This window comes from Stenotrophomonas nitritireducens, from assembly GCF_001431425.1.
Lineage (GTDB): Bacteria > Pseudomonadota > Gammaproteobacteria > Xanthomonadales > Xanthomonadaceae > Stenotrophomonas > Stenotrophomonas nitritireducens.
This window is the reverse complement of record NZ_LDJG01000013.1, coordinates 1-25,251: the sequence shown is the minus strand read 5'-3', so window position 1 is coordinate 25,251 and position 25,251 is coordinate 1. Positions and strand designations below refer to the sequence as shown.

Genomic DNA, 25,251 nt, shown 5'->3' with positions numbered 1-25,251 from the left:
CTCACGGCGAACCGACCTCTTTTCGAATCACCCATGACCAATGACGCCGATGCAGCTGGCCCTGTTCGACTTCGACCACACCATCACCCGCGGTGATTCCTATGGGCACTTCCTGCGGCGCGTGGCCACGCCCGAACAGCGCGCGCAGGCATGGTGGCGCGTCGGCCCGTGGCTGCTGGCCTACCGCCTGAAACTGATTTCCGCCAGGCGCATCCGCGCCCGCGTCACCGCCCAGGTGTTCAGCGGCCGCCACGCCGGCGAGATCGCGCAGATGGCCGCCGACTTCGCCCTTGAACACCTGCCCTGGATCATCCGTCCTGAAATGCTGGAACAGATCGACTGGCATCGCGAACAAGGGCATACGGTGGTGGTGGTGAGCGCCTCCATCGACCTCTACCTGCAGGCGTGGTGCGACGGATTGGGCCTGCAGCTGATCTGCAACCGGCTGGAGGCACAGGACGGCCGCCTCACCGGCCGCTATGCCGGCGGCGACTGCGGTCCGCGCAAGGTCGAGCACATCCGCAGGCAGTTCGACCTGGACCGGTTCCAGCGCATCCACGCCTACGGCGACAGCAGCGAGGACAAGCCGATGCTGGCCCTGGCGCACGAGCGCTGGTATCGCGGCAAGCCGGTCTCCTGAGCCACGCGCAGCCCACGCCACGCATGCAGGACACACCGGACGACCTGATCGAACGCCTGGACCGGGTGCTGCCGCAGACCCAGTGCGGGCAGTGCGGCTACGACGGCTGCCGCCCGTATGCCGAGGCGATGGCGCGCGGCGAAGCCGGCATCGACCATTGCCCGCCCGGCGGCGATGCCGGCGCGCGCACCCTGGCGCGCATCCTCGGCGTGCCGGCGCAGCCCTTCGATCGCAGCCGCGGCGAACACAAGCCGGCGCAGGTGGCGGTCATCGTCGAGGCCGACTGCATCGGCTGCACCAAGTGCATCCAGGCCTGTCCGGTGGACGCCATCGTCGGCGGCGCGAAGTACATGCACACCGTGCTGGCCGACCTGTGCACCGGCTGCGAACTGTGCATCCCGCCTTGCCCGGTGGACTGCATCGTGCTGGAGCCGGCTTCCGCGCATGGCCAGGGACGGGACGTCGGCCACAGCCAACGCTCCTTGTAATGCCGGCCAGGCAATCCTGGAGATCTTGGGCACTCCGCGGCCCTCGGCCGGCACTACCGGCAGAGGCTGCGCGCGACGCAAGATCGCGCAACTCATCCCCGGCCCAACGGCTTCGGCACCGTAGGAGCGGCTTCAGCCGCGAAAGGGGCCTTCCCTTTTTTGCCAAATTACAGGCAGGGATTGCTGGGAAAGCCCCATCGCGGCTGAAGCCGCTCCTACGGATGGGGCAGGCAGCGCTTATGGCAGCCGCTGCAGCTCCCACGCGCGGTGGATGCGCGCGTTGCGTTCGAAATCCGGGCCGATGGTCTTGGCGCTGATCTCGCGGCAGCGCGCGAATTCGGCAATGGCGTTCTCTTCCAGCTTGAAGCGGCGGAAGTTGTTGGAGAAATACAGCACGCCGCCCGGCGCCAGCCGTGCCACCGCCGCGCGCAGCAGGCGCAGCTGTTCGCGCTGCACGTCGAAGTCCTCGGCGCGCGCGGAGTTTGAGAAGGTCGGCGGGTCGCAGAAGATCACGTCGAACTGCCCGCGCTCGGCCTCCAGCCATTGGATCGCGTCGGCCTGCACCAGCTGGTGGCGGCTGCCGCCCATGCCGTTCAGGGCCAGGTTGTCGGCGCACCACTGCAGGTAGGTGCCGGACAGATCGACGCTGGTGGTCGACGCCGCGCCGGCCACCGCCGCTTCCACGCTGGCCACGCCGGTGTAGCAGAACAGGTTGAGGAAACGCTTGCCGCGCGCCTGTTCGGCCATGTGCCGGCGCAGCGGGCGGTGGTCCAGGAACAGGCCGGTGTCCAGGTAGTCGAACAGGTTCACCCGCAGCAGCGCCTCGTTCTCGCGCACCAGGACGAACTCGCCGCGCTGCTCGAAGCGACCGTACTTGCTGCCGCCTTTGCCGCGCTCGCGCGACTTCAGCGCCACCTGCTCGGCCGGCACCTGGAACACCTCGCGCGCGGCGGCCAGCAGTTCGTTGCGGCGGCGACGCACGTCGGCATCGGGAATGGCGGCGGGCGCGGCGTATTCCTGCACGTGCAGGAAGGTGCGGCGCTTGCCGCCGTCTTCCGGGTAGACATCGATGGCCGCCGCGTATTCCGGCAGGTCGGCGTCGTAGGCGCGGAAGCAGCTCACGTTCTCCCGCGCGCGCCAGCTCTTGAACTTCTTCAGGTTCTTGCGCAGGCGGTTGGCCACCATCTGCGCGCCTTCGCTGAGCTCGCGCGGCTGGCCATCGTCGGCGCGACCGGCCACCGCGATGGGGTCGCAGACGATCAGCGTGCACTCGATGGCGCCATTGAACAGCTGGTAGGTCCTGCGTGCGCGCAGGCCGGTGGCGAAAGCCAGTTCGGCGTTGCCGCACAGCAGGCTGGCGCGCCACTGCGGCACCGCCTGCTTGAGCGCGTCGCCGAGCCGGCGGTACAGCGCCGCGTCGGCGGCCAGGCGCTCGTCGTAGGGCGGATTGCAGACCACGCAACCGGTTTCCTGCGGCGGCACCTGCACGTCGGCCACGTCGCGCACGCCGAACCAGATCGCCTCGCCGACACCGGCTTCCTCGGCATTCTGCTTGGCCGCGCGGATCGCCTGCGGGTCGAGGTCGCTGCCGTGGATGACCTGCTTCAGCGCGGCGCGGCCAATGCGCTCGCGCTCGCGCGCCTCGGCCGTCAGTTCGCGCCACTGCGCCTGGTCGAAGCCACGCCAGCGGCTCGGCGGAAGGCTGCCGTGGCGCTGCAGGCCGGGGGCGACGTCGGCCGCCATCAGCGCGCCTTCGATCAGCAAGGTGCCGCCTCCGCACATCGGGTCGAGCAGGCCGCCGCCTTCGGCGTGGATCTTCGGCCAGCCGGCGCGCAGCAGCACCGCGGCGGCGAGATTTTCCTTCAGCGGCGCATCGTTCTGCGCCAGCCGCCAGCCACGCTTGTGCAGCGAACCGCCGCCCAGGTCGATGGAGATCGTGGCCCTGCCCTTGCGCAGCGACAGGTTGATGCGCACGTCCGGCAACTCGACGTTCACCGACGGCCGCTCCAACCCCTCTCCGCGCAGGCGGTCCACCACCGCGTCCTTGATCCGCTGCGCGGCGAAGCGCGCGTGAGTGATGGCGGTACCGGAGACATGCGCGTCGACCGCCAGCGTCAGTTCGGCATCGAGATGCTCTTCCCACGGCATCGCCAGCACGCCGTGGTACAGCGCGGTCTCGTCGGGGCAGTCGAATTCGGTCAGCGGCCACAGCACCCGGCTGGCCAGGCGCGACCACAGCACCACGCGCTGCGCGTCGCACAGCTCTCCTTCGGCATTGACCCCGGCGATGGTGGCGGTGGCCCTGGGCAGGCCCAGCGCCAGCAGTTCGTCGGCCAGGAGGTACTCCAGGCCCTTGGCGCAGGAAACGAAGAATTTCACGGGGTAGCGATCACAGGAGACGGGCGCGGTGCCGGGCCGCGTATTGTACGTGGCCGGCCCTGCCGTGCCCGGCGGGCTTGCCGGTGAAGCTCCAGCGGGGTTTGGCCGGGAAGGCTCCAGCGGGGCGCTGCCCCGCTCTACAGGGCGACGTGGATTCCGTAGCACCGTGCAATGACCGGCGGGGTTTGGCCGGGAAGGCTCCAGCGGGGCGTTGCCCCGCTTTACGCGGCGGCGTGGGTTCCGTAGCGCCGGGCAACGCCCGGCGGGGTTTGGCCGGGAAGGCTCCAGCGGGGCGTTGCCCCGCTCTACGCGGCGGCGTGGGTTCCGTAGCGCCGGGCAACGCCCGGCGGGGTTTGCCCGGGAAGGCTCCAGCGGGGCGTTGCCCCGCTCTACACGGCGGCGTGGGTTCTGTAGCGCCGGGCAACGCCCGGCGGGTTTGGCCGTGAATGCCCCAGCGGGGCGGTGCCCCGCTCTACAGGGCCTGCAGCAGGGCCTCGAACTCCCGGGTAGAGGCCTGGACGTGGTTCTCCAGGCGATGGCCGTCGTCGACCAGCAGCAGGCGCGCGGCGCGCGCCTGCGCCCAGGCGATGACCGCGGCCGGCGGAATCAGTTCGTCGCGCCAGGCATGGACCACGCTGGTCGGCACCGGCGCCGCGTCCAGCGCCGGCATCGGCCCCATCTTCGTCGGCGGCACCATCAGGAACAGCCCCCGCACCGGCACATGCAGCGAGGCGATGGCCGAGATGTAGGCGCCCAGGCTGGAACCGGCCAGCACCACCGGGCCGCGCGCGGCGGCCGCGCCGGCCAGGCGGATCAGGCGCTGCAGGCGTTCGGGCACATCGCCCACTTCGCTGACCTCGCGGCGGGCATCCAGGTCGGTGTAGTCCGGGCGCTCGTGGGTCCAGCCCAGGCGCTGCGCCACTTCGGCCAGCGCGGTGACCTTGGTCGCGTCGGGACCGCTCTCGAAACCGTGGGAAAGAATGCAGTGGCCGCGGCTCATGGAACACCGGAAGACGAAGCGGAACGGGGCGGCAATGCTAGCATCCGCCGATGCACGCCATGCCCGCCGTCCATCTCGAACCGCTGCCCTACGAGCCGCTGCTGCCACTGCGCGAACCAGAAGCGATCGACCTGGTGGTGATCCACTGCACCGAACTGCCGGACCTGGCGATGGCGCGCGAATATGGCGAACGCGTGCTCTACGACAGCGGCACCGGCAACAGCGGCCATTACTACATCGACCGCGACGGCAGCATCCACCAGTACGTCGCGCCCGAGCGCAGCGCGCACCACGTGCGCGGCATCAACCCGCGCGCGCTCGGCATCGAACTGATCAACACCGGCCGCTATCCGCACTGGCTGGATTCCCGCCACCAGGCAATGGACGAGCTATATGCGCAGGCCCAGATCCAGGCCCTGGTCGCGCTGCTGCGCTGGCTGCCGCAGCGGCTGCCTGCACTGCGCTGGATCGCCGGCCACGAGGACCTGGATACCGAGCAGGTGCCGGCCAGCGACGATCCAGCGTTGAAGGTGCCGCGCAAGCGCGACCCGGGCCCGCGGTTCCCGTGGGACGAGGTGCTGGCGGCAATCCCGCTGCAGCGGCTTTCGGAATAATCGCAGGAGCGACGTCAGTCGCGGCCGGGCTTTCGTGCGGCTCCCTCCGCGACAGCCCACTCCTCGATATACGGGGATTCAATGGTAAACCCGGTCGCGGCCTGCATCGCTCCCGCAACCGTTCCCGCAGCTGCGTTTACGAACGCGCTACCGGGCGCTCCGGATCGGACGACCAGCCGCTCCACGAATCGGCGAACACCCGCGCCCCCGGCAGGCCGGCGATCTCGAAGGCCAGCAGCAGGTGGCAGGCGGTGACGCCGGAGCCGCACATCATCACCGCCTCGCCCGGCGCATGCGCGCCCAGCAGCGGTTCCAGTTCGGCGCGCAGTTCCGCCGCCGGGCGGAAACGGCCATCGCGCAGGTTCAGCGCGAACGGGCGGTTGAGCGCGCCGGGCACATGGCCGGCAACACGGTCCAGCGGCTCGACCTCGCCGCGGTAACGTTCGCCAGCACGCGCGTCGATCAGCCAGCCCGGCGCCTGCGCCAGGCGCGCGGCGATCTCGTCGGCAGCGGCAACCTGGGCCAGGTCGAAATGCCCCGGATACGGCGGCAGCGCCGGCACCCGCGTCTCATCGGCCACCACCGGCTGCCCGGCGGCCTGCCATGCCGCCAGCCCGCCATCGAGCACCGCGACCCTGCGGTGGCCGATCAGCCGCAGCAGCCACCACAGCCGCGCCGCCGCCATGCTGCCGTCGCCGGCGTCATAGACCACCACCTGCGTATCCGCGCCGATGCCCCAGCGCCCCAGCGTGGCGGCGAAAGCCTCGCTGTCCGGCAGCGGATGCCGGCCATGGCCCTGCCGCGACAGGTCGGAAAGATCGCGGTTGAGGTCTGCGTATACCGCATCCGGCAGATGCCCGGCCGCGTATCCCGCGGCGCCGGACTGAGGATCGGCCAGCGAGAAGCGCGCGTCCACCAGCCGCGTGGCGGTGCTGGCGGTGGCGCGCGCATCGACCAGGCGCGGCGATGTGGAAGCAAGCACGGCGGCAAGCGAGACCGCGTCCACCAGCGTGGTCCACGGCGGGTCGATGGCATTCATGGGGTCTGCTCCAGGCGGCGACGCAGGTTGTAGAGGATGGCCGCGGTCGCGCCCCAGATGCGCTGGCCCGGCCAGGTGTATTCGAGTACGTGGCGGACGCGGCCGCGGTGATCGATCTCGATCTGGCGCAGGTTGTCCGGATCCATCAGGAAATCCAGCGGCACTTCGAACACTTCGGCCACTTCCGATGGCTGCGGCACCGGCACGAATGCCGGGTCGATCACCGCCACCACCGGCGTGACCCGGAAACTGGAAATGGTGACGAACGGATCCAGATAGCCCAGCGCCTGCACCCGTTCATGGGGCAGCGCGATCTCCTCGCTGCTCTCGCGCAGGGCCGCGGCCACCGGGTTGCGGTCGCCCGGCTCGATGCGCCCGCCGGGAAAGCCGACCTGGCCGCCATGGTTGCGCAGCGTCTCGGTGCGGCGGGTCAACAACACCTGCACGCCTTGCGGGCGCGGCACCAGCCCGGCGAGCACCGCCGCCTCGGCCGGTGCACCGGACGGCAGCAGGTCGGCCAGTTCGCTGTAGTTCCAGCCCTTGTCGGTCGGCGCGGAGGCCAGCGGGTTCAACGCACGCAGCAGGCGCTCATGCCCGGGCAGCGCGGCAGCCAGCGAACCGGCTTCCAACGCGCGCGCGGGCAGCACGTCCCGCATCAGGTGCTGGCGCTGCGGCTCGCTCATACGCACCCAGCCGGCAATCTCCTCGCCCGTGCGCAGGCAGCCCCGGCAACGGCCGCCGTCCAGCGAGCAGATTCCGATGCAGGGACTGGATATGGCACGACGTACGGCATCCATCGGTTGCGACATCAGGCAAGCCTAGCGCGAACTTGGGCAGGGCGGCCCGAAGAATGCCATGCGCGGATCATCCGGGCTGCCGCCATGCCGGCCTGCATCGACACAGGCGCGGGAAGAATGCGGTACCTATGGGAAGCCTCTACGAGAACCGCGCTGGCGAACGGGTCGCCAGCGCACTCGTCCTTCCCGTACTGGACAGCGATTACTTGACGCTGACCAGCTTGACCTCGTACTGCACCGCCACGTTCGGCGGGAAGCCGGTGCGCGGATCCGCACCAAAGGCCTTGTCCGGCGACAGCGTGATTTCCCACTTGGAGCCGGCCGGCATCTGCAGCAACACCTCGCGCATGGCCTGCATCTCCACGTCGCTGAGCTTCAGCGCCGGCACATCGTGCGCCTGCACATTCTCAGGACGCTGGCCATAGCCGAACGGGCCTGCGACCTGCAGCTGCACCGTGCTGGCCTGGGTCGGCTTGGCGCCATTGCCGGTCTCGATCACGCGGTACTGGACGCCGCTGGGCAGGGTCTGCACACCGGGCTTGGCCTTGTTGGCGGCCATGAACTGGTCGCTGCGGGTCTTGTTCTCGGCAGCGGCCTTCTCGTACTCGGCCTTGGCGGCTTCCGCACGACCCTGCTCGCGGCGCTGGAATGCCTCGACGGCAGGCTTGAGCTGCTCACCGGTGATCGCGGGCTGCTTCTTCGCATAGGCGTCCTGCAGGCCCTTGACCACCGACGCGATGTCCAGCTGCTCGCCGCGGGCGGTCAGTTCCGCCAGGTTGTTGCCGTAGTCGTATCCGAAGTAGTAGCTCAGCTTGCCCTTCTCGGACGAGATGTCCTGGGCGATTGCAGTGCCGGTGAGGGCCAGAGCGGCCACGGCGACCGCGATAGAACGCAACTTCATCAAACAGTTCTCCAGGAAATGATGTCTCAGGGCAACCATGCCGCTAGAGGCGACGGGTTAGGATAGCCGCCACAACGGCGGACCGCCACTGACGACAGGGGCTTCTGACCAACGGTCGTGGCCGGAGTTCCCCGATTACTTTTCTTTAACTTTTCCCTGGAGTCAGCATGTCCGACGCACCGGTTTCGATCAGCACCCGCGATGGCGTCCGCACCATCACCGTGCAGCGCCCGGAGAAGCTCAATGCGCTCAACCGCCAGACCCTGGAAGCGCTGGACGCCGCCTTCGCCGCGGCCGCCCAGGCCGAGGAAGTGCGGGTGGTGGTCCTTACCGGCGCTGGCGCAAAGGCCTTCGTGGCCGGGGCCGACATCGCCGAGATGAATGGCCTCAGTCCGGTGCAGGGACGCGATTTCTCCCTGCTCGGCCAGCGCCTGATGCGCCGCATCGAGCGCCTGCCCAAGCCGGTGATCGCCATGGTCAACGGTTTCGCCCTGGGCGGCGGCCTGGAGCTGGCCATGGCCTGCCACCTGCGCATCGCCGCCGACACCGCCAGGATCGGCCAGCCGGAGATCAACCTCGGCCTGATTCCCGGCTTCGGCGGCACCCAGCGCCTGCTGCGCCTGGCCGGCCGCGCCGCCACCCTGGAACTGTGCCTGCTCGGCGCGCCGGTCGACGCCGCGCGCGCCCAGCAGCTGGGCATCGTCAACCGGGTGGTCGCGGCCGCCGAGCTGGAGGCGGAAACCGGCAGGATCGCCGCCCAGCTGGCCGGCGCCGCGCCGCTGGCGCTGCGCGGCATCCTCGACGCGGTCAATGTCGGCGGCGAATGCGCCATCGAGGAAGGCCTGGAATATGAAAGCGCGCAGTTCGGGCTGATGTTCTCCACCCAGGACATGCGCGAAGGCACCAGCGCCTTCCTCGAACGCCGCAAGCCGGAATTCCGCAACTGCTGACCGACGCCGCGATGCCCGCTCCCCGCGTTTCTCCGCGCCAGTTGCTGCAGTACGTACTGGACGACGATCTGGATGCCGCGCTGGACGCCGGCCTGATGGACTATGTGCCGCAGCCCGGCGACGCGACGCTGGACCCCCGGCAACCGGGCCTGCCGCAACTGCTGGCGCAGGCGCAGGAGCGCCTGCGCGGCGCCTGGGCAGCGCGCGAACGCCATCGTGCCCGCACCGTGCGCCTGGCCCGCCGCGCCGCCGAGCGCGAAGCGCGGCGCGCGCCGCCGCCGGCTCCCGACCGCAAGCCCGCCCTGCCCCCGGCCGCCGCGGCGATCCTGGCGCGGGCGCGGGCGAAGGCGGGGAACGCGTGAACAGGAACGAGAAACGAGTGGCGGCCAGGGCAGAAGCAAAAACGAAAGCAGGGGGTGAGCCGGCGAAGAAGGCGAAGAAAACACGCTCTTCACCCGCACCCCGCCCCGCCCCCCGCTCCAGGCGCATGACCGGCGAGGAAGTGCGCGAGATGTTCACGCGCCTGCGCGAACTGAATCCGCACCCCACCACCGAGCTGGAATACAGCACGCCGTTCGAGCTGCTGGTGGCGGTGACGCTGTCGGCGCAAGCCACCGACGTGGGCGTGAACAAGGCCACGCGCAGGCTGTTCCCGGTGGCCAACACCGCGCAGGCCATCCTCGCCCTGGGCGAGGAAGGGCTGAAGCCCTACATCTCCACCATCGGCCTGTTCAACGCCAAGGCGAAGAACGTGATCGCCGCCTGCGCGATCCTGGTCGAAAAACATGGCGGCGAGGTGCCGGCCGACCGCGCCGCGCTCGAAGCCCTGCCCGGCGTCGGCCGCAAGACCGCCAACGTGGTGCTCAACACCGCTTTCGGCGAGCCGACCATGGCCGTGGACACGCATATCTTCCGCGTCTCCAACCGCACCGGTCTGGCGCCCGGCAAGGACGTGCGCGCGGTGGAGGACGGACTGCTGAAGGTGATCCCGGCCGAGTTCCTGCAGGATGCGCATCACTGGTTGATCCTGCACGGACGTTACGTATGCAAGGCGCGCAAGCCCGACTGCCCGCAATGCGTGATCCGCGACCTGTGCCATTACAGGGACAAGACCGTCGCCTGACGCGGACGCGGCTTGGATGCAATGGCGCCGATCCGCTGCCGTTGGCCGGTGCGCAGGCCGGGCTGCCCGCAATGCGTGCTCCGCGACCTCTCCATCACCACACGCCCGGCCTCCTGCAGGAGCGGCTCAGCCGCGAAGGGGTTTCCCCTTTTGAATCCCCGCGCATGCAGGTGCGGGCTGTTGTGGAGACATCCACGCAACGCCCCCCATCGTGGCGGAAGCCACTCCCGCCAAAGGCGGATGGTGGAACGAAGACGGCGGGCCGAAGCCCGCCGTCGCATGCATCACACCGGGGAGCGGGACCTTAGAACTTCAGGTCGCCCCAGATGCCCAGTTCCTTGGTCTTGGTCTGCGAAGGGCTGGCCAGGGAGCCGACGGTGGCGTCGGTGTCCTTGTACACCGCAGCCAGCTTGAAGCTCTTCAACACCGGGTACTCGATGCCGACGTTCCAGTATTTGTCCTCGCGGAACGGATTGAGCGTCTTGCTGGTGTCGGTGTTGTCGTAGCGGCCGAACACGCTGACATCGCCATTGGCGGTCTGCGCCAGGCGCACGCTGCTCCACAGCGACCAGCCCGTGGCCTTGTCGCTGAGCGGCGAGGCGACGGTCTGCTGGACCAGGCTCAGGTTCTTGGCGGTGAAATATTCGCCACCGACGCGGAACATCGGGCCGGCGTAGGCGACCATCACGTCACCGCGGCTGTAACGCTTCTCCGCGCTGTTGGTCTGCTTGTCCTGGCCGAGGTAGCCGCTGTAACCGCCCAGGGCGACCGCGAATTCCGGGGTGATTTCCCACGCCAGGCGGCCTTCCACGTCCACGCCCTTGCTGCGGCTCGGGTTCTTGTAGCCGGCGCCGTTGACCACGGACACGGCATAGTTGAAGCCCTGGCCCAGGTCGCCGCTGGCGTGCACGCCCCAGTCGGCCGAGTTGGCGTACTTCAGGCGGTCAGTCAGGGTGTTCTCGACATAGCGCATGCCGTAGTACTTCTCGACATAGCCGGTCCACGGCATGCCCGCCGCACCGACCTTCAGCACGAAGGCCGGATCGAAGGTGCCCTGCACATAGGCGTTCTTGACGAACAGTTCGGTGTTGCCGATGGCCGAGCTGTACTGGAAGTCGGTGGTCAGGTTGGCCGACCAGATGTCGCTGAACTTGTGGTCCACCGTCAGGTAGAAGCGCTTGACGTCGAAGCCGGTGCCGGTGGCGTCGGTCTTCTTGCCGTTGGTCTTCTGGTCGATGCTGCTGACGTCGAAGAACATGCGGCCGCCGATCTTGTTGTCGTTGACCAGCTTGGCCAGCTTGTCGACATTGGTCTGCGTCTTCTGCGCGCCTTCCAGCGCCTGCGCCTGGGTGACGTTCACTTCAGACTGCGCGTCGGACTGCGCCTGCAGCGATTCGGATTGGGTCTGCAACTGCTGTACCTGCGCCTGCAGGGCGGCGATCTGCGCCTGCAGCTGTTCGATCTGCGCGGGAGTCACGGCGGGACCGGCGGCGAAGGCCGGCGCCGAGGCCAGGCCAAGGCTGGCGGCGACTGCCAGGGCGAGCGAATGGGAACGCATCGGGGATCTCTCCAAGGGATGTGGAAGGGCTTCAGGTGGACGCCCGTCCAGCACGACCGCCGGGCAAGCGTTTTGCGAAGATTCCGTTAACCAGATGACAGCAATGCGACAGCGCGATGACGTTGCGGCGACAGCGATGCAAAGACGCGACTGTCATCGAACCGTCATCGCAAAGTCGCAAAAGATTCATGGTCAGCCCCTGCAATAGCGGTCTGCCGGCCAACGCCGGTCACCATTACCCTCAGGAGCCACTCCGCGATGTCTTCCTTCAAACTCCGCCTGCTCACCGGCGCCGCCATTGCCTCGTTCGCCCTGGCCGCGCAGGCCGCCGATATCACGGGCGCAGGTGCGTCGTTCGTCTTCCCGGTGATGTCCAAGTGGTCGGCCGACTACGCCACCGCCACCGGCAACAAGGTCAACTACCAGTCCATCGGTTCGGGCGGCGGCATCGCCCAGATCAAGGCCGGCACCGTCGATTTCGGTTCGTCCGATGCGCCGCTCAAGTCCGAAGACCTGGCGTCCTCGGGCCTGGCGCAGTTCCCGTCGGTGATCGGCGGCGTGGTGCCGGTGGCCAACGTGCCGGGCCTGCAGCCGGGCGCGCTGAAGCTTGACGGCCCGACCCTGGCCAACATCTTCCTGGGCAAGATCAGCAAGTGGAACGATCCGGCCATCGTCGCGCTGAATTCCGGCCTGGCCCTGCCCGACCTGAAGATCACCGTCGTGCACCGCTCGGACGGCTCGGGCACCAGCTTCAACTACACCAACTACCTGTCCAAGGTCAGCGCCGACTGGAAGAGCCAGGTCGGCGAAGGCACCACCGTCCAGTGGCCGGTGGGCATCGGCGGCAAGGGCAACGAAGGCGTGGCCGCGTACGTCAAGCAGATCCGCGGCGGCGTCGGCTATGTCGAGCTGGCCTATGCGCTGCAGAACCGCCTGGCCTATGCGCAGATGAAGAACGCCGCCGGCCGCTTCGTGCAGCCGGGCGACGAGACCTTCGCCGCCGCTGCCGCCAGCGCCGACTGGGCCAATTCGCGCGACTTCAACCTGGTGATCACCAACGCCCCGGGCGCCAATGCCTGGCCGATCACCGCCACCAACTTCATCCTGGTGCGCAAGCGTTCCAAGGCAGGCAGCCTGAAGAACACCACCGATTTCTTCCGCTGGGTCTACAGCAGCGGCAAGAACCAGGCCAAGGAACTGGACTACGTGCCGCTGCCGGACACCCTGGTCCGCCAGATCGAGACCTACTGGAACCAGCAGAACCTGAAGTAATCAAGCAAAGAGCCGGCGGGTCCCTCTCCCTCGTCGCCTCGGGCGCGGATCAAGTGATCCGCGCCTTTTTTTTTGCCATCGCCCCCGGCGGCGATCCTCCGTGCGGAGAATTTCCCGCGGAACGGGGCAACGCCCTGCTGGCGCATTACCGGCCGGGCCCCGCCGGGCGCTGCCCGGCGCTACAGAACACCGCCGCCTTGTCGAGCGGGGCAACGCCCCGCTGGCGCATTACCGGACAAGCCCCCCTTCCCTGCAGCGCCCGGCGCCGCGGAAAACCGGGGCGTCACCCGCTCTTCGCACCCCTTGTGCGGGCCACCGCAGCGCCCTCGTTCCGCCCCCGTCACCCCGTGTAATCAGGCTGTAACAAAAACATCATTTCATAGCCGCATCCGCCGGCGATACCGGCACTTCTCCCGCCATGGAGCCCTGCATGAAACTGCACACGACCGGCCTTGCCGTCCTTTCCCTGGCCATCGCGCTGGGCCTGTCGGCCTGCGGCGGCAAGAGCGATTCCGCCGCTTCCAGCCCGGAGGCCGCCCCCGCTTCGGCACCGGCCGCGGGGGACAAGGTCGCCGCCGAGATCTCCGGTGCCGGCGCTTCGTTCATTTTCCCGCTGGTCTCCAAGTGGTCGGCCGACTACAACGCCGCCACCGGCGCCAAGATCAACTACCAGTCGATCGGCTCGGGCGGCGGCATCGCCCAGATCAAGGCCGGCACGGTCGATTTCGGTTCCTCCGACAAGCCGCTTTCCTCCGAGGAACTGGCCCAGGCCGGCCTGGGCCAGTTCCCGTCGGCCATCGGCGGCGTGGTGCCGGTAGTGAACCTGGAAGGCATCCAGCCCGGTCAGCTGCGCCTGAGCGGCGCACTGCTCGCCGACATCTTCCTGGGCAGGATCAAGACCTGGAACGACAAGGCCATCGCCGCCGCCAATCCGGGCGTGGCCCTGCCCGCCACCAAGATCACCCTGGTGCACCGTTCCGACGGCTCGGGCACGACCTTCAACTTCTCCAACTACCTGTCCAAGGTCAGCGGCGAATGGAAGGACAAGGTCGGCGAAGGCACCTCGGTGCAGTGGCCCGACGGCGTCGGCGGCAAGGGCAACGAGGGCGTCGCCTCCTACGTGCAGCAGATCAAGGGTTCGCTCGGCTACGTCGAACTGGCCTACGCGCTGCAGAACAACATGCCGTACGCGTCGATGCAGAACGCCGCCGGCAACTGGGTGCAGCCCACCGCCGAGACCTTCGCCGCCGCGGCCGCCAGTGCTGACTGGACCAATGCCAAGGACTTCAACCTGGTCATCACCAATGCCCCGGGCGAGCAGGCGTGGCCGATCACCGCCACCAATTTCATGTTGATGCACAAGCAGCCCAAGGACGCCAAGCGCAACCAGGACACGCTGGCCTTCTTCAAGTGGGCGTTCGAGAACGGCCAGCAGCAGGCCAACGACCTGCACTACGTGCCGCTGCCGGCCGAGCTGGTGACACAGATCGAAGGCTACTGGGCCAGCGAGTTCAAGTGACCGGGACCCCGTGAGAGGACGCCGCGCCCGCCGGGCGCGGCGCTCCGCACCGCCTCCCGCCGCCCTCCCCCACAGGCCATGCCGCTGCCATGAATGCCACCGCATCGTCCCTCGCACCGCCCGCCTCGCGCGACCAGCGCGACGCCCGCAACGACCGCCTGTTCCGCGGGTTCCTGATCGTCACCGTCGTACTGGTGCTCACCGCACTGGCCTGCGCCGCACTGTCGATGCTGTGGGGCGGCCGCCACGCCCTGCAGGAGCAGGGACTGAGCTTCTTCTACACCGCCGACTGGAATCCGGTCGAGAACCGGTTCGGCGCGCTGGCGCCGATCTACGGCACCATCGTCACCGCCCTCATCGCGATGGTGATCGCCGTGCCGGTCAGCTTCGGCATCGCCTTCTTCCTGACCGAGGTCGCCCCGCGCTGGCTGCGCGGCCCGGTCGGCACCGCCATCGAACTGCTGGCCGGCATTCCCTCGATCATCTACGGCATGTGGGGCCTGTTCGTGCTCGTGCCGGTGATGACCGAATACGTCACCCCGTTCCTCAACGACTATCTGGGCGAACTGCCGCTGATCGGCCCGCTGTTCCAGGGCCCGCCGCTGGGCATCGGCATGCTCACCGCCGGTTTCGTGCTGGCGATCATGGTGATTCCCTTCATCTCCTCGGTGATGCGCGAGGTGTTCCTCACCGTGCCGACCCGCCTGAAGGAATCGGCCTATGCGCTGGGTTCGACCAAGTGGGAAGTGAGCTGGGACATCGTCCTGCCCTACACCCGCTCGGCGGTGATCGGCGGCGTGTTCCTCGGCCTCGGCCGCGCGCTCGGCGAAACCATGGCGGTGGCCTTCGTGATCGGCAACAGCGTGCGCCTGACGCCGTCGCTGCTGGAGCCGGGCACCACCATCGCCGCGCTGATCGCCAACGACTTCGGCGAGGCCACCGAAACCTACCGCTCGGCCCTGCTGCTGCTCGGCTTCGTGCTGTTCATCGTCACCTTTGTGGTGCTCGCCATTGCCCGCCTGATGCTGCTGCGCCTGTCCCGCAAGGAGGGCAACTGATGTCCGCCGCCGATTCGTTGTACCTGCGTCGCCGCCTCGTCAACGGCGCGGCGCTGCTGATGGCCTGCGCCACCGCCGCGTTCGGCCTGCTGTTCCTGGGCTGGATCCTGTGGACCCTGCTGTCCAAGGGCCTGCCGGGCATCAACCTGGACCTTTTCACCAAGATGACGCCGCCGCCGATGCAGGAAGGCGGCCTGCTCAACGCCTTCTTCGGCAGTGCGGTGATGTGCGCCCTGGCCATCGCCATCGGCACGCCGCTGGGCGTGGCCGCCGGCACCTGGCTGGCCGAGTACGGCAACGCGCGCAAGGCCGGCACGGTGGTGCGCTTCGTCAACGACATCCTGCTGTCGGCGCCGTCGATCGTGCTGGGCCTGTTCGTCTACACCCTGTACGTGATGCAGACCGGCGGCAACTTCTCCGCGTTCGCTGGCGCCCTGTCGCTGGCCTTCATCGTGCTGCCGGTGGTGATCCGCACCACCGACGAGATGCTGCGGCTGGTGCCGGTGCAGATGCGCGAAGCGGCGCTGGCGCTGGGCGTGCCGCAGTGGAAGGTGATCGTGCAGGTGCTGTACCGCAGCGCCATGGCCGGCATCGTCACCGGCATCCTGCTGGCGCTGGCCCGCATCTCCGGCGAGACCGCGCCGCTGCTGTTCACCGCCTTCGGCAACCAGTACTGGAACAGCAACGTGTTCCAGCCGATGGCCTCGGTGCCGGTGGTGATGAACCAGTTCGCCGGCAGCCCCTACGAATCGTGGCAGGTGCTGGCCTGGGCCGGCGCCCTGGTGCTGACCCTGTTCGTGCTGCTGGTCAGCCTCTCCGCGCGCGGCCTGCTGCTGCGCAACCGCATCTCGAACGACTGAACCCGACGACCGACTTCCTTCCATGGACCTGCCCATGAACGACCTCACCAACGCCGTGCCGATGCAGCGCATCGCCGTGCCCACCGCGCACCAGGACCTGCAGACGCCGGCACCGGTCAAGCTCGCCGCACGCGGCCTGGATTTCTACTACGGCCAGTTCCACGCGCTGAAGAACATCAACCTGGAGATCCCCGAAAAGCGCGTCACCGCGCTGATCGGCCCCTCCGGCTGCGGCAAGTCGACCCTGCTGCGCATCTTCAACCGCATCTATGCGCTGTACCCGAAGCTGGAAGCACGCGGCGAAGTGCTGCTGGACGGCGAGAACATCCTCTCGCCGAAGTACCCGATGAACCGGCTGCGTTCCAAGGTCGGCATGGTGTTCCAGAAGCCGGTGCCGTTCCCGATGACCATCTTCGAGAACGTCGCCTACGGCATCCGCCACCACGAGAAGCTGTCCAAGGCCGACATGGCCGACCGTGTCGAACAGGCGTTGCGCCAGGGCGCGCTGTGGGACGAGGTGAAGGACAAGCTGGGCCAGAGCGCGCTGGGCCTGTCCGGCGGCCAGCAGCAGCGCCTGTGCATCGCCCGCGCGGTGGCGCTCAAGCCCGACGTGCTGCTGCTGGACGAGCCGACCTCGGCGCTGGACCCGATCTCCACCAGCCGCATCGAGCAGCTGGTCGAGGAGCTGAAGAACGACTACACCATCGCCATCGTCACCCACAACATGCAGCAGGCCGCGCGCGTGTCCGACTACACCGCCTTCATGTACCTGGGCGACCTGATCGAACACGACCGCACCGACGTGATCTTCTCCAACCCGTCCAGGCAGCAGACCGAGGATTACATCACCGGCCGCTTCGGGTGATGGGTCGCGCCTGGCCGATGTCCCATCGGCTGCTCCGCAGCGTGCGTTCCGCCCGCGATCGGACGATGCCGGCGCCACGGCCGCAATGAACCCATTGCCGATACGGCCCCATCCCTCGAACAAGCGGCCTTCCGCACTCCCGCTTCCGTCATAGCCCAGAGACGCCCATGAACACCCATCCCAACGACCACATCGTGAAAAGCTACGACGAAGAACAGCACCGCCTGGTGGCCGAGATCGTGCGCATGGGCGAGATGTCCGTCGCCCAGCTCGAGGCCGCACTGGACGTGATCGAGCGCCGCGACGAGAGCGCCGCGCGCCGCATCATCGCCAACGACGAGGCCATCGACGCGCTGGAACAGCAGATCAGCCACGACGTGATGCGCCTGGCGCTGCGCGGCCCGATGGCGCGCGACCTGCGCGAGATCCTCGCCGGGCTGCGCATCCCGGCCGACATCGAGCGCATCGGCGATTACGCCGCCAACGTCGCCAAGCGTTCCATCGCCCTGGCCACGGTGCCGCCGATGCCGCAGATCCAGGGCCTGCGCGCCCTCGGCCGGCTCGCCGCGCAGCAGGTGCGGCGCGCGCTGGAGGCCTACCGCGACAACGACACCGACGCCGCGCTGGCGCTGCGCCAGGACGACGCCCGGCTGGACGCGCAGTACACCGCGCTGTTCCGCGAGCTGCTCACCTACATGATGGAAGACCCGCGCAACATCACCCCGTGCACGCACCTGCTGTTCATGGCCAAGAACCTGGAGCGCATCGGCGACCACGCCACCAACATCGCCGAGAACGTCTGGTTCCTGGTGCATGGCGACGCGCCGCTGCCGCCGCGCGAGAAGCGCGACGAGACCAGTACGGTCGAGCACACCTGAAAACGCGGACGCCGGGCATCGCCCGGCGTCTTTTCTTTCCGGTATCGGTTGCGCCCCGCCTTACCCCAGCCGCTGCCGCACCGCCTCGAACAGCGCCACGCCGGTGGCCACCGACACGTTGAGGCTTTCCACGTCGCCCGGCATCGGGATGCGCACCAGCCCGTCGCAGGTCTCGCGGGTCAGGCGGCGCAGGCCGTCGGACTCGCCGCCCATCACCAGCGCGACGTTGCCGCGCAGGTCCAGCTGGTGGATGGTCTGCTCCGCCTCGCCGGCCAGCCCGTACAGCCACACGCCCTGCTTCTGCAGGTCTTTCAGGCAACGCGCCAGGTTGGTCACCGCCACCACCGGGATGCGGTCGGCCGCGCCGGCGCTGGTCTTGCGCACGGTAGCGTTGACCGGCGCGCTCTTGTCCTTGGGGATCACCACCGCGGTGACGCCGGCGGCGGCGGCGCTGCGCAGGCAGGCGCCAAGGTTGTGCGGGTCCTGCACCTCGTCCAGCACCAGCAGCAGCGCCTTGCCTCCGGCGGCCTCGACCAGCCCCTCCAGCTCGTTCTCGCCCCACAGCTTCGCGGCGGCATAGCGCGCGACCACGCCCTGGTGGCGCACCTGCCCGGCCACGCCGCCCAGCGCCTGCGCGCCCACGCGGCGCACGTCGATGCCCTTGCGCCGCGCGTTCTCCTCGATCTCGACCAGGCGCGCGTTCTTGCTGCCGGCCTCGATCAGCACCTCGCGGACGTTGTCCGGGTCCTTCTCGATCGACGAAGCCACGGCGTTGACGCCGACGATCCATTGGTTCTGCTTGCTCATTGCGACCGCGCGAGGGGGAGTTGGGCGCGTAATGGTAGTGCATCGGCCCCGCCGGCACCGGTACCGGCTGAACGGACTCACCGTGCCGGCCGCGGATTAACGATCGTTAATCCGCCCCTGCGGCGGGCCTAACAAGACCGCTCCCATCATCGGAACCGCTGGGGCGCCCCTGTCCACGGACACCGCCGCCCGGCTCCCCCGACAGAACAGGAGCACGATCATGACCGGCAACAGGAACTCCACGACAAAGGCCTGGGCCGTACTGCTGCTGGCCGGCACGCTGTCCGCCGCCACGGCCGTCGCCGCCCAGGAACACGAACACGAGCGCGGCGGGCACCCGCCGGTGGCCGGGCGCGCGCATGCGCCCGAAGCCTTCCACGGCCCCCGCGCCTACCACCCGATCAGCCCGCCCGCGGGCTGGGACCGCCGTCCGGAACGGATCGACCCGGGCCACTTCAACCACAATTTCCGCGCCCACCGCCGCTATGTCATCGGCCCCTACCTGCCGCCGCGTGGCTGGGTGGAACGCACCTGGTACTTCGGCGACCTGCTGCCGGCGGCGTTCTTCGCGCCGGAGTACCGGCTGGCCGATTACTGGCTGTTCGACCTGGAAACGCCGCCGGTCGGCTACGAATGGGTGCGTTACGGCCACGACGCACTGCTGGTGAACCTGGCCACCGGGCGCGTGGAGCAGACCGTCTACGGGCTGTTCTTCTGACCGCCCTGCCCGGGCCGGGGCCTAACGGGAACGGCCGGTGCGAGGCACCGGCCGTTCTTCACTTCAGTACTTCTGCTTGGCGCGCTTGGCCGGCTTGCCGCGCGGCGGCAATGGCGGCAGGTCCTCGTCCACCGCGCCACCTTCGCCGTCGAGCCGCTCGACCAGGCGGAAGTCGATCTTGCGCTCCTCCATGCTGGCCTTGAGCACCAGGATGCGCACCCGGTCGCCGAGCCGGAACTGGTTGCCGCGGCGGTCGCCGGTCAGCGTCTTGCGCATCGGATCGAACTGGTAATAGTCGTGCGGCAGCTGGGTGACGTGCACCAGTCCGTTGACCTTGGACTCGTCCAGCTCGACGAACAGGCCGAAGCTGGTCACGCCGCTGATCACGCCGTCGAACTGGCCGCCGACGTGTTTCTCCATCCACGCCGCCCGGAAACGCTCGTCCACCTCGCGCTCGGCCTCGTCGGCGCGGCGTTCGCGCTCGGAGCACTGCAGCGCCAGCGCCGCCATCTCGCGCGGCGTATAGGTGTACTTCTCGCGCGGGCCGCCGGTCAGCGCGTACTTGATGGCACGGTGCACCAGCAGGTCCGGGTACCGGCGGATCGGCGAGGTGAAGTGCGCGTAGGCCTCCAGCGCCAGGCCGAAGTGGCCGTTGTTGTCCGGCGAATACACCGCCAGCGACTGGCTGCGCAGCAGCACCGATTCCAGCAGCGCCGCGTCCGGGCGCTCGCGCACCTTCTTCAGCAGCTTCGTGTAATCGCCCGGCTGTACCTTGCTCCAGGCCGGCAGGCTCAGCTTGAACTCCTTGAGGAATTCAAGCAGATCGGCGAACTTGGATTCCGGCGGCCGCTCGTGCACGCGGAACGGCGCCGGGATATGCGTGGCCAGCAGGTAACGCGCCGCCTCCACGTTGGCGGCGATCATGCATTCCTCGATCAGCTTGTGCGCGTCGTTGCGCACCAGCATGCCGGCCTGGGTGACCTCACCGCGGTTGTCCAGCACGAAGCGCACTTCCGAGGACTCGAACTCGATGGCGCCACGGCGTTCGCGCGCCTTGGCCAGGATGCGGTACAGCTGGTGCAGGCTCTGGATCTGCGGCAGCAGCGGGCCGATGAAGGCCTTGGCGTCGGCATCGTCCTCGCCCACCGCGTTCCATACCTGCGTATAGGTCAGGCGCGCATGCGAACTCATCACCGCCTCGTAGAAGCGCGACTGCGTCACCTCGCCCTTGCGGTCCACCTGCATGTCGCAGGCGAAGCACATGCGGTCTTCCTTCGGCCGCAGCGAGCAGATGCCGTTGGACAGCGTCTCCGGCAGCATCGGCACCACATAGCCGGGGAAGTACACCGAAGTGGCGCGCTTCTGCGCCTCGTCGTCCAGCGGCGTGCCCGGGCGCACGTAGTGCGAGACGTCGGCGATGGCGACCACCAGCCGGAAGCCGTCGCGGTTGGGCTCGCAGAACACCGCATCGTCGAAATCCTTGGCGTCCTCGCCGTCGATCGTAACCAGCGGCAATGCGCGCAGGTCCACGCGCGTACCGATCATCGCCGGCTCCACCGTCATCGGGATCGCGGTCGCCTCGTCCAGCACTTCCGGCGGGAACTCATGCGGCAGGTCGTGGCCGTGGATGGCGGTTTCCACCACCAGCGACGGGGTCAGGCGGTCGCCGAGCACGGCGATGACCTTGCCGATCGGCGGGCGCCGCGAATCCGGCGCCTGGGTCAGTTGGCACACCACCAGCTGGCCGTCCTTCGCGCCGCCGGTGGCGTCGGCCGGGATCTGGATGCTGCGCTGGATGCGCTTGTCGTCGGGCACGACGTAGTTGATGCCCATCTCGACGCTGAAATGGCCGATCAGGCGGTTGACCCCGCGCTCCAGCACGCGCGCGATGCTGCCCTCGCGGCGGCCGCGGCGGTCGATGCCGGTGACGTTGGCCAGCGCGCGGTCGCCGTGCATGACCTTGCGCATCTCGTATGGCGGCAGGAACAGGTCGTCGCCGCCCTCGTCGGGGCGCAGGAAGCCGAAGCCTTCCGGGTTGGCGATGACCACGCCGGGGATCAGGTTGGTGACCAGCACCGGGGCGAAACCGCCACGGCGGTTCTGCACCAGCTGGCCGTCGCGGACCATCGCGCCCAGGCGCTTGGCCAGCGCGTCGGCGCGCTCGGGTTCGACCAGGCCGAGCCGGGCGCCGATCTCCTCCGCGTTCTGCGGCCCCTCGCAGCGGTCGAGCAGCTGCAGGATCGCCTCGCGGCTGGCGATGGGCTGCGCATAGCGCTCGGCCTCGCGCGCGGCATAGGGATCGTCATAGGCCGCGGCGGGCGCCGGCCGGGAGCGGCCGCGCACGAAACTCTTCGGTGGCGCGCCGTCCTTGTTGGGTTTGCCCCTGCCGCCCTTGGCGGGAGTGGCCAGGCTGTCCGGCATCCAGGGCGGCAGCTTGGCGGACTTGCGGGGCTTGCCCGGCTTTGCGCCGGGGGCGGACTTGGGAGCCTTGCCGGCTCCGGTGGTCTTTTTGTTTTTCATCGAGCCCCATGGTACCCGCTGCGGCGTGCATGCAGCGCGTACGCCTCCCTGCCACCAGCGCCGGGAAAATCGTTGACAAACGCCGGGGCCGCCACCAGAATTGCCGGCCCGAATCGCCCAGGTGGCGGAATTGGTAGACGCACTAGTTTCAGGTACTAGCGGGTAAAACCGTGGAGGTTCGAGTCCTCTCCTGGGCACCATGATTCGGAACGAAAAAACCCGCGCAAGCGGGTTTTTTATTGCCTGCCATCCAGCACGCGGTGCTCTCACCCAGATCGCCGGGCAGCGGGATGCGCCGCAGGCGGCAACGCCGGATGCGCAATCCCGAGGCGCCATCACGTCATGAGCGCCACGCATGCATTTTGTTGTTGACGCTCCCGGAAACGCCCTGCATAATTCCGCTCCTGAGTCGCCCAGGTGGCGGAATTGGTAGACGCACTAGTTTCAGGTACTAGCGGGTAAAACCGTGGAGGTTCGAGTCCTCTCCTGGGCACCATGACTCAAGCAGATCAAACCCGCGAAAGCGGGTTTTTTCATGCCCGCGTTCCAGGGCCCGGCGGAGTTCCCGCAAGCCATCAACAAGGCGATGCACGGGCGCACCCCCGCCGCATGCGCAGGCGATGCATCGCGGCCCTCCCCTTCAAGACCATCGATCGCATCATGCGCCTGATCGCCTGTACGAAACGTTGACATGCCGCGTCCATGCCTGCACAATTCCTCTCCTGAGTCGCCCAGGTGGCGGAATTGGTAGACGCACTAGTTTCAGGTACTAGCGGGTAAAACCGTGGAGGTTCGAGTCCTCTCCTGGGCACCACGACTCAAACAGATCAAACCCGCGAAAGCGGGTTTTTTCATGCCCGTCTCCCGGGCCGGGATCGAATCCCCCGCCAGCCATCGGCAAGCGACTCCGGAAGGCGCAGCAGCGCCGGCCACGGCTCTCTCCGTGTAAAGGCAAGACGGTCCCAGACGATTCTTCCATTGCCGTCGCCATTGCGCCGGGCATCGTCCCGGGTCGTCCGCAAGAAAGCAGCCGGATCAGGCCGCCCATCCATCCCCATCCGCTCCGCGCATACGAAGATCCCCGCCTTGCAGGCGGGGATCTTGGTGCCTCAGTGGCCGCCTGCGCTGGCCGCGCTGCCGGCGCCGGCTCCGAATGGCGGCTTGGCCAGCCACAGGAAGGCGATGATCGCCAGGAAGGTCCAGCCCAGCAGGTAGAAGATGTCGTTGAAACCCATCTGCGAGGCCTGGTGGTCGATCATGTTGTTCAACAACGCCGCCCCGTGCTGCAGGTCGCCGTGCCCCATCGCCATCACCTGTTCCTGCATGCCCGGCGTATAGGCCGAGATGTGTTCGGTCAGCTGCGCGTGGTGCTGCTGGGTGCGGTGCGCCCACAGCCAGGTGGTCAGCGAGGCGGCGAAGCTGCCGCCCAGCGTGCGCAGGAAGGTCGCCAGGCCGGAGCCGGCGGCGATCTCCCGCCCGTCCAGGTCCGACAGCAGGATCTGCAGCACCGGCATGAAGAACAGCGCCACGCCTACGCCCATGATCAGCTGCACGCCGGCCACGTGCTGGAAATCCACCTGCAGGTTGAAACCCGAGCGCAGGAAGCTGGTCAAGGACAGGAACACGAAGGCGATGGAGGCCAGCATGCGCATGTCGTAGCGCGCCGCGTATTTGCCGACGAACGGCGCAAGGATCACCGGCAGCACGCCGATCGGCGCGGTGGCCAGGCCTGCCCAGATCGCGGTGTAGCCCATGTCGCGCTGCAGCCACAGCGGCATCATCAGCGCCACGCTGAAGAAGGCCGCATAGGCCACCACCATCGCAAGTGTTCCGGCGCGGAAGTTGCGGTGGCGGAACAGGCGCAGGTCGACGATGGGATCCTTGTCGGTCAGTTCCCAGATCAGGAACACAGCCAGCGCCACCACCGCCACGCACGACAGCACCACGATCTTCGTCGACGAGAACCAGTCCTCGTCGTTGCCGAGGTCGAGCACCAACTGCAGCGCGCCGACGCCGATCACCAGCGTGATCAGGCCGACGTAATCCATCTTCGGCCTTTCGATCTGCTCGGGCCGGCCCTTGAGCTGGCTGCCGACCACCGACGCGGCGAAGATGCCCAGCGGCACGTTGATCAGGAAGATCCATTCCCAGCTGTAGTTGTCGGTGATCCAGCCGCCGAGGATGGGGCCGCAGATCGGCGCGACCACGGTGATCATGGCCAGCAGCGCCAGCGCCTGCCCGCGTTTCTCGCGCGGGTAGATCGATACCAGCAGCGACTGGGTGATCGGGTACATCGGGCCGGCGACGAAGCCCTGCAGCGCGCGCGACAGCACCAGCATGCCCATGCTCTGCGCCAGGCCGCACAGCAGCGAGGTGACGACGAAGGCCAGTGTCGCCCACACGAACAATCTGCGCTCGCCGAAGCGGCGGCTGAGCCAACCGGTCAGCGGCAGCGCGATGGCCGTGCTGACCGCGAACGAGGTTATCACCCAGGTCGCCTGCTGCGAACTGGCGCCGAGGTTGCCGGCGATGGTCGGCAGCGAGACGTTGGCGATGGTGGTGTCGAGCACCTGCATGAACGAGGCCATCGCCAGGCCGACGGTGCACAGCGCCACGCTGGGGGGCGCGAAACCGGCGGCCGGCTGCGGCGTGGCCGGAGCTTGAGCGGACATGCGGGGCTACCTCAGCCGGCCTTGGCCGGGCGCGGCAGGTTGTCGTGGATGATCCGCGCGATCGCCTCGTCGGCGTCATGCAGCTGCGCGGCGTAGACATCGGTGTCGAACACGGTGCCTTCGGCCGCCTTGGCCGGCAGCACTTCGCCCTTCTGGTCGCGCAGGCTCACCTCGGCCTTCATCGACAGGCCGATGCGCAGCGGGTGTTCGGCCAGCTGCTTGGCATCGATGGCGATGCGCACCGGCACGCGCTGCACGATCTTGATCCAGTTGCCGCTGGCGTTCTGCGCCGGCAGCAGCGAGAACGCCGAACCGGTGCCAAGGCCCAGGCTGGCGATGCGGCCCTTGTATTTCACCTCGCCGCCGTACAGGTCCGAGCGCAGCTCCACTTCCTGGCCCAGGCGCATGTGGCGCAGCTGGGTTTCCTTGAAGTTGGCTTCCACCCACATCTGCTCGGCGGGCACCACGGCCATCAGGGCATTGCCCGGCTGCACGCGCTGGCCGACCTGCACCGAGCGGCGCGCGACGAAACCTGCGACCGGCGCGACGATGCCGGCGCGGGCATTGTTGAGCCACGCCTGGCGCAGCTGCGC

The 25,251-nt window shown here is 68.4% G+C and carries 22 protein-coding genes, 3 tRNA genes and 1 pseudogene; 16 read left to right on the top strand and 10 right to left on the bottom strand.

The window, feature by feature from the left end; translation table 11 throughout:
• The first annotated feature begins 49 nt into the window (after positions 1-49).
• Positions 50-640, top strand: coding sequence for an HAD family hydrolase (locus tag ABB22_RS09085; protein ID WP_055765362.1), 591 nt, complete (start codon positions 50-52; stop codon positions 638-640).
• Between the two features lie 23 nt (positions 641-663).
• Positions 664-1,128: an Rnf electron transport complex subunit RnfB gene (gene rnfB, locus ABB22_RS09080; protein WP_082443460.1), complete on the top strand. Its 465-nt coding sequence runs from the start codon at positions 664-666 to the stop codon at positions 1,126-1,128.
• A gap of 237 nt (positions 1,129-1,365) precedes the next feature.
• On the opposite strand, the gene rlmKL is transcribed toward rnfB, so the two are convergent.
• Together rlmKL and ABB22_RS09070 are read right to left on the bottom strand one after the other, a co-directional pair.
• Entirely contained in the window at positions 1,366-3,507 is a 2,142-nt protein-coding gene (gene rlmKL / locus ABB22_RS09075; protein ID WP_055764580.1) for a bifunctional 23S rRNA (guanine(2069)-N(7))-methyltransferase RlmK/23S rRNA (guanine(2445)-N(2))-methyltransferase RlmL, read from the bottom strand.
• A 472-nt stretch (positions 3,508-3,979) separates the two neighbouring features.
• Entirely contained in the window at positions 3,980-4,507 is a 528-nt protein-coding gene (locus tag ABB22_RS09070; protein ID WP_055764578.1) for an alpha/beta fold hydrolase, read from the bottom strand.
• Positions 4,508-4,566: 59 nt separating this feature from the next.
• Here ABB22_RS09070 and ABB22_RS09065 point away from each other — a divergent pair, with 59 nt between their 5' ends.
• Positions 4,567-5,121, top strand: coding sequence for an N-acetylmuramoyl-L-alanine amidase (locus ABB22_RS09065; protein ID WP_425477798.1), 555 nt, complete (start codon positions 4,567-4,569; stop codon positions 5,119-5,121).
• A 136-nt stretch (positions 5,122-5,257) separates the two neighbouring features.
• Here the strand turns inward: ABB22_RS09065 and ABB22_RS09060 are convergent, their stop codons facing one another.
• The 3 genes from ABB22_RS09060 to ABB22_RS09050 all read right to left on the bottom strand — a co-directional run bounded on the left by ABB22_RS09060 (position 5,258) and on the right by ABB22_RS09050 (position 7,858).
• A complete protein-coding gene (locus ABB22_RS09060) occupies positions 5,258-6,160 on the bottom strand; it encodes a sulfurtransferase (protein WP_055764574.1) in 903 nt (300 codons plus the stop codon).
• Positions 6,157-6,957 carry a CoA pyrophosphatase gene (locus ABB22_RS09055; protein ID WP_055764572.1) on the bottom strand — a complete coding sequence of 267 codons (801 nt, stop codon included), beginning with the start codon at positions 6,955-6,957 and terminating at the stop codon, positions 6,157-6,159. Before ABB22_RS09055 ends, ABB22_RS09060 begins: the two co-directional genes overlap by 4 nt.
• A 202-nt stretch (positions 6,958-7,159) precedes the next feature.
• Complete coding sequence (locus ABB22_RS09050; protein ID WP_055764570.1) at positions 7,160-7,858, bottom strand: FKBP-type peptidyl-prolyl cis-trans isomerase N-terminal domain-containing protein; 699 nt, start codon at positions 7,856-7,858, stop codon at positions 7,160-7,162.
• 167 nt (positions 7,859-8,025) lie between these two features.
• Here ABB22_RS09050 and ABB22_RS09045 point away from each other — a divergent pair, with 167 nt between their 5' ends.
• The 3 genes from ABB22_RS09045 to nth all read left to right on the top strand — a co-directional run bounded on the left by ABB22_RS09045 (position 8,026) and on the right by nth (position 9,931).
• A complete protein-coding gene (locus tag ABB22_RS09045) occupies positions 8,026-8,808 on the top strand; it encodes an enoyl-CoA hydratase/isomerase family protein (protein ID WP_055764568.1) in 783 nt (260 codons plus the stop codon).
• Positions 8,805-9,170, top strand: coding sequence for a hypothetical protein (locus ABB22_RS09040; protein WP_055764567.1), 366 nt, complete (start codon positions 8,805-8,807; stop codon positions 9,168-9,170). Before ABB22_RS09045 ends, ABB22_RS09040 begins: the two co-directional genes overlap by 4 nt.
• A 125-nt stretch (positions 9,171-9,295) precedes the next feature.
• Positions 9,296-9,931, top strand: coding sequence for an endonuclease III (gene nth / locus ABB22_RS09035; RefSeq protein WP_055764565.1), 636 nt, complete (start codon positions 9,296-9,298; stop codon positions 9,929-9,931).
• A gap of 304 nt (positions 9,932-10,235) precedes the next feature.
• Here the strand turns inward: nth and ABB22_RS09030 are convergent, their stop codons facing one another.
• A complete protein-coding gene (locus ABB22_RS09030) occupies positions 10,236-11,489 on the bottom strand; it encodes a porin family protein (RefSeq protein WP_055764563.1) in 1,254 nt (417 codons plus the stop codon).
• 258 nt (positions 11,490-11,747) lie between these two features.
• On the opposite strand from ABB22_RS09030, the gene pstS (ABB22_RS09025) reads away from it, so the two are divergent.
• The 6 genes from pstS (ABB22_RS09025) to phoU all read left to right on the top strand — a co-directional run bounded on the left by pstS (ABB22_RS09025) (position 11,748) and on the right by phoU (position 17,941).
• A complete protein-coding gene (pstS, locus tag ABB22_RS09025; protein WP_055764561.1) occupies positions 11,748-12,761 on the top strand; it encodes a phosphate ABC transporter substrate-binding protein PstS in 1,014 nt (337 codons plus the stop codon).
• 430 nt (positions 12,762-13,191) lie between these two features.
• Positions 13,192-14,280, top strand: coding sequence for a phosphate ABC transporter substrate-binding protein PstS (gene pstS / locus ABB22_RS09020; protein ID WP_055764560.1), 1,089 nt, complete (start codon positions 13,192-13,194; stop codon positions 14,278-14,280).
• A gap of 89 nt (positions 14,281-14,369) precedes the next feature.
• On the top strand, positions 14,370-15,338 hold the full coding sequence (gene pstC / locus ABB22_RS09015; protein ID WP_055764558.1) for a phosphate ABC transporter permease subunit PstC: 969 nt from the start codon (positions 14,370-14,372) through the stop codon (positions 15,336-15,338).
• Positions 15,338-16,198, top strand: a complete 861-nt coding sequence (gene pstA / locus ABB22_RS09010; protein WP_055764556.1) for a phosphate ABC transporter permease PstA — start codon at positions 15,338-15,340, stop codon at positions 16,196-16,198. The genes pstC and pstA overlap by 1 nt, the downstream gene beginning before the upstream one ends.
• A gap of 34 nt (positions 16,199-16,232) precedes the next feature.
• On the top strand, positions 16,233-17,063 hold the full coding sequence (gene pstB, locus ABB22_RS09005; protein ID WP_055765360.1) for a phosphate ABC transporter ATP-binding protein PstB: 831 nt from the start codon (positions 16,233-16,235) through the stop codon (positions 17,061-17,063).
• A gap of 167 nt (positions 17,064-17,230) precedes the next feature.
• Positions 17,231-17,941, top strand: a complete 711-nt coding sequence (phoU, locus tag ABB22_RS09000; RefSeq protein ID WP_055764554.1) for a phosphate signaling complex protein PhoU — start codon at positions 17,231-17,233, stop codon at positions 17,939-17,941.
• Positions 17,942-18,001: 60 nt separating this feature from the next.
• On the opposite strand, the gene rlmB is transcribed toward phoU, so the two are convergent.
• Entirely contained in the window at positions 18,002-18,748 is a 747-nt protein-coding gene (gene rlmB, locus ABB22_RS08995) for a 23S rRNA (guanosine(2251)-2'-O)-methyltransferase RlmB (RefSeq protein ID WP_055764552.1), read from the bottom strand.
• Positions 18,749-18,968: 220 nt separating this feature from the next.
• Here rlmB and ABB22_RS08990 point away from each other — a divergent pair, with 220 nt between their 5' ends.
• Positions 18,969-19,466 (top strand): RcnB family protein, encoded by a 498-nt coding sequence (locus ABB22_RS08990; RefSeq protein WP_055764550.1) that lies wholly within the window; start codon positions 18,969-18,971, stop codon positions 19,464-19,466.
• 63 nt (positions 19,467-19,529) lie between these two features.
• Here the strand turns inward: ABB22_RS08990 and rnr are convergent, their stop codons facing one another.
• The gene (gene rnr, locus ABB22_RS08985) at positions 19,530-21,986 is read right to left on the bottom strand and encodes a ribonuclease R (RefSeq protein WP_055764548.1); all 2,457 of its coding nucleotides are present in this window, start codon (positions 21,984-21,986) and stop codon (positions 19,530-19,532) included.
• Positions 21,987-22,101: 115 nt separating this feature from the next.
• On the opposite strand from rnr, the gene ABB22_RS08980 reads away from it, so the two are divergent.
• The 3 genes from ABB22_RS08980 (at position 22,102) to ABB22_RS08970 (ending at position 22,800) form a co-directional block, all read left to right on the top strand.
• Positions 22,102-22,186: transfer RNA gene (locus ABB22_RS08980), tRNA-Leu, on the top strand.
• Positions 22,187-22,397: 211 nt separating this feature from the next.
• Positions 22,398-22,482, top strand: a tRNA-Leu gene (locus ABB22_RS08975).
• A 233-nt stretch (positions 22,483-22,715) separates the two neighbouring features.
• Positions 22,716-22,800, top strand: a tRNA-Leu gene (locus ABB22_RS08970).
• Positions 22,801-23,095: 295 nt separating this feature from the next.
• Here the strand turns inward: ABB22_RS08970 and ABB22_RS08965 are convergent.
• The gene (locus tag ABB22_RS08965) at positions 23,096-24,658 is read right to left on the bottom strand and encodes a DHA2 family efflux MFS transporter permease subunit (RefSeq protein WP_055764546.1); all 1,563 of its coding nucleotides are present in this window, start codon (positions 24,656-24,658) and stop codon (positions 23,096-23,098) included.
• An 11-nt stretch (positions 24,659-24,669) separates the two neighbouring features.
• Positions 24,670-25,251 (bottom strand): annotated as a pseudogene (gene emrA / locus ABB22_RS08960) (multidrug efflux MFS transporter periplasmic adaptor subunit EmrA); the annotation flags it as partial.

Excerpts from the sequence above, each read along its gene's own strand:
- pstA (WP_055764556.1), top strand. The coding sequence starts at position 15,338 with ATGTCCGCCGCCGATTCGTTGTACCTGCGTCGCCGCCTCGTCAACGGC.
- pstS (WP_055764561.1), top strand. The coding sequence starts at position 11,748 with ATGTCTTCCTTCAAACTCCGCCTGCTCACCGGCGCCGCCATTGCCTCG.
- ABB22_RS09065 (WP_425477798.1), top strand. The coding sequence starts at position 4,567 with ATGCCCGCCGTCCATCTCGAACCGCTGCCCTACGAGCCGCTGCTGCCA.
- ABB22_RS09030 (WP_055764563.1), bottom strand. The coding sequence starts at position 11,489 with ATGCGTTCCCATTCGCTCGCCCTGGCAGTCGCCGCCAGCCTTGGCCTG.
- rnfB (WP_082443460.1), top strand. The coding sequence starts at position 664 with ATGCAGGACACACCGGACGACCTGATCGAACGCCTGGACCGGGTGCTG.
- ABB22_RS09055 (WP_055764572.1), bottom strand. The coding sequence starts at position 6,957 with ATGGATGCCGTACGTCGTGCCATATCCAGTCCCTGCATCGGAATCTGC.
- ABB22_RS09070 (WP_055764578.1), bottom strand. The coding sequence starts at position 4,507 with ATGAGCCGCGGCCACTGCATTCTTTCCCACGGTTTCGAGAGCGGTCCC.
- phoU (WP_055764554.1), top strand. The coding sequence starts at position 17,231 with ATGAACACCCATCCCAACGACCACATCGTGAAAAGCTACGACGAAGAA.
- ABB22_RS09045 (WP_055764568.1), top strand. The coding sequence starts at position 8,026 with ATGTCCGACGCACCGGTTTCGATCAGCACCCGCGATGGCGTCCGCACC.
- pstC (WP_055764558.1), top strand. The coding sequence starts at position 14,370 with ATGAATGCCACCGCATCGTCCCTCGCACCGCCCGCCTCGCGCGACCAG.
- ABB22_RS09085 (WP_055765362.1), top strand. The coding sequence starts at position 50 with ATGCAGCTGGCCCTGTTCGACTTCGACCACACCATCACCCGCGGTGAT.
- pstS (WP_055764560.1), top strand. The coding sequence starts at position 13,192 with ATGAAACTGCACACGACCGGCCTTGCCGTCCTTTCCCTGGCCATCGCG.
- ABB22_RS08990 (WP_055764550.1), top strand. The coding sequence starts at position 18,969 with ATGACCGGCAACAGGAACTCCACGACAAAGGCCTGGGCCGTACTGCTG.
- ABB22_RS08965 (WP_055764546.1), bottom strand. The coding sequence starts at position 24,658 with ATGTCCGCTCAAGCTCCGGCCACGCCGCAGCCGGCCGCCGGTTTCGCG.
- rlmB (WP_055764552.1), bottom strand. The coding sequence starts at position 18,748 with ATGAGCAAGCAGAACCAATGGATCGTCGGCGTCAACGCCGTGGCTTCG.
- ABB22_RS09060 (WP_055764574.1), bottom strand. The coding sequence starts at position 6,160 with ATGAATGCCATCGACCCGCCGTGGACCACGCTGGTGGACGCGGTCTCG.
- nth (WP_055764565.1), top strand. The coding sequence starts at position 9,296 with ATGACCGGCGAGGAAGTGCGCGAGATGTTCACGCGCCTGCGCGAACTG.
- pstB (WP_055765360.1), top strand. The coding sequence starts at position 16,233 with ATGAACGACCTCACCAACGCCGTGCCGATGCAGCGCATCGCCGTGCCC.
- rnr (WP_055764548.1), bottom strand. The coding sequence starts at position 21,986 with ATGAAAAACAAAAAGACCACCGGAGCCGGCAAGGCTCCCAAGTCCGCC.
- ABB22_RS09050 (WP_055764570.1), bottom strand. The coding sequence starts at position 7,858 with ATGAAGTTGCGTTCTATCGCGGTCGCCGTGGCCGCTCTGGCCCTCACC.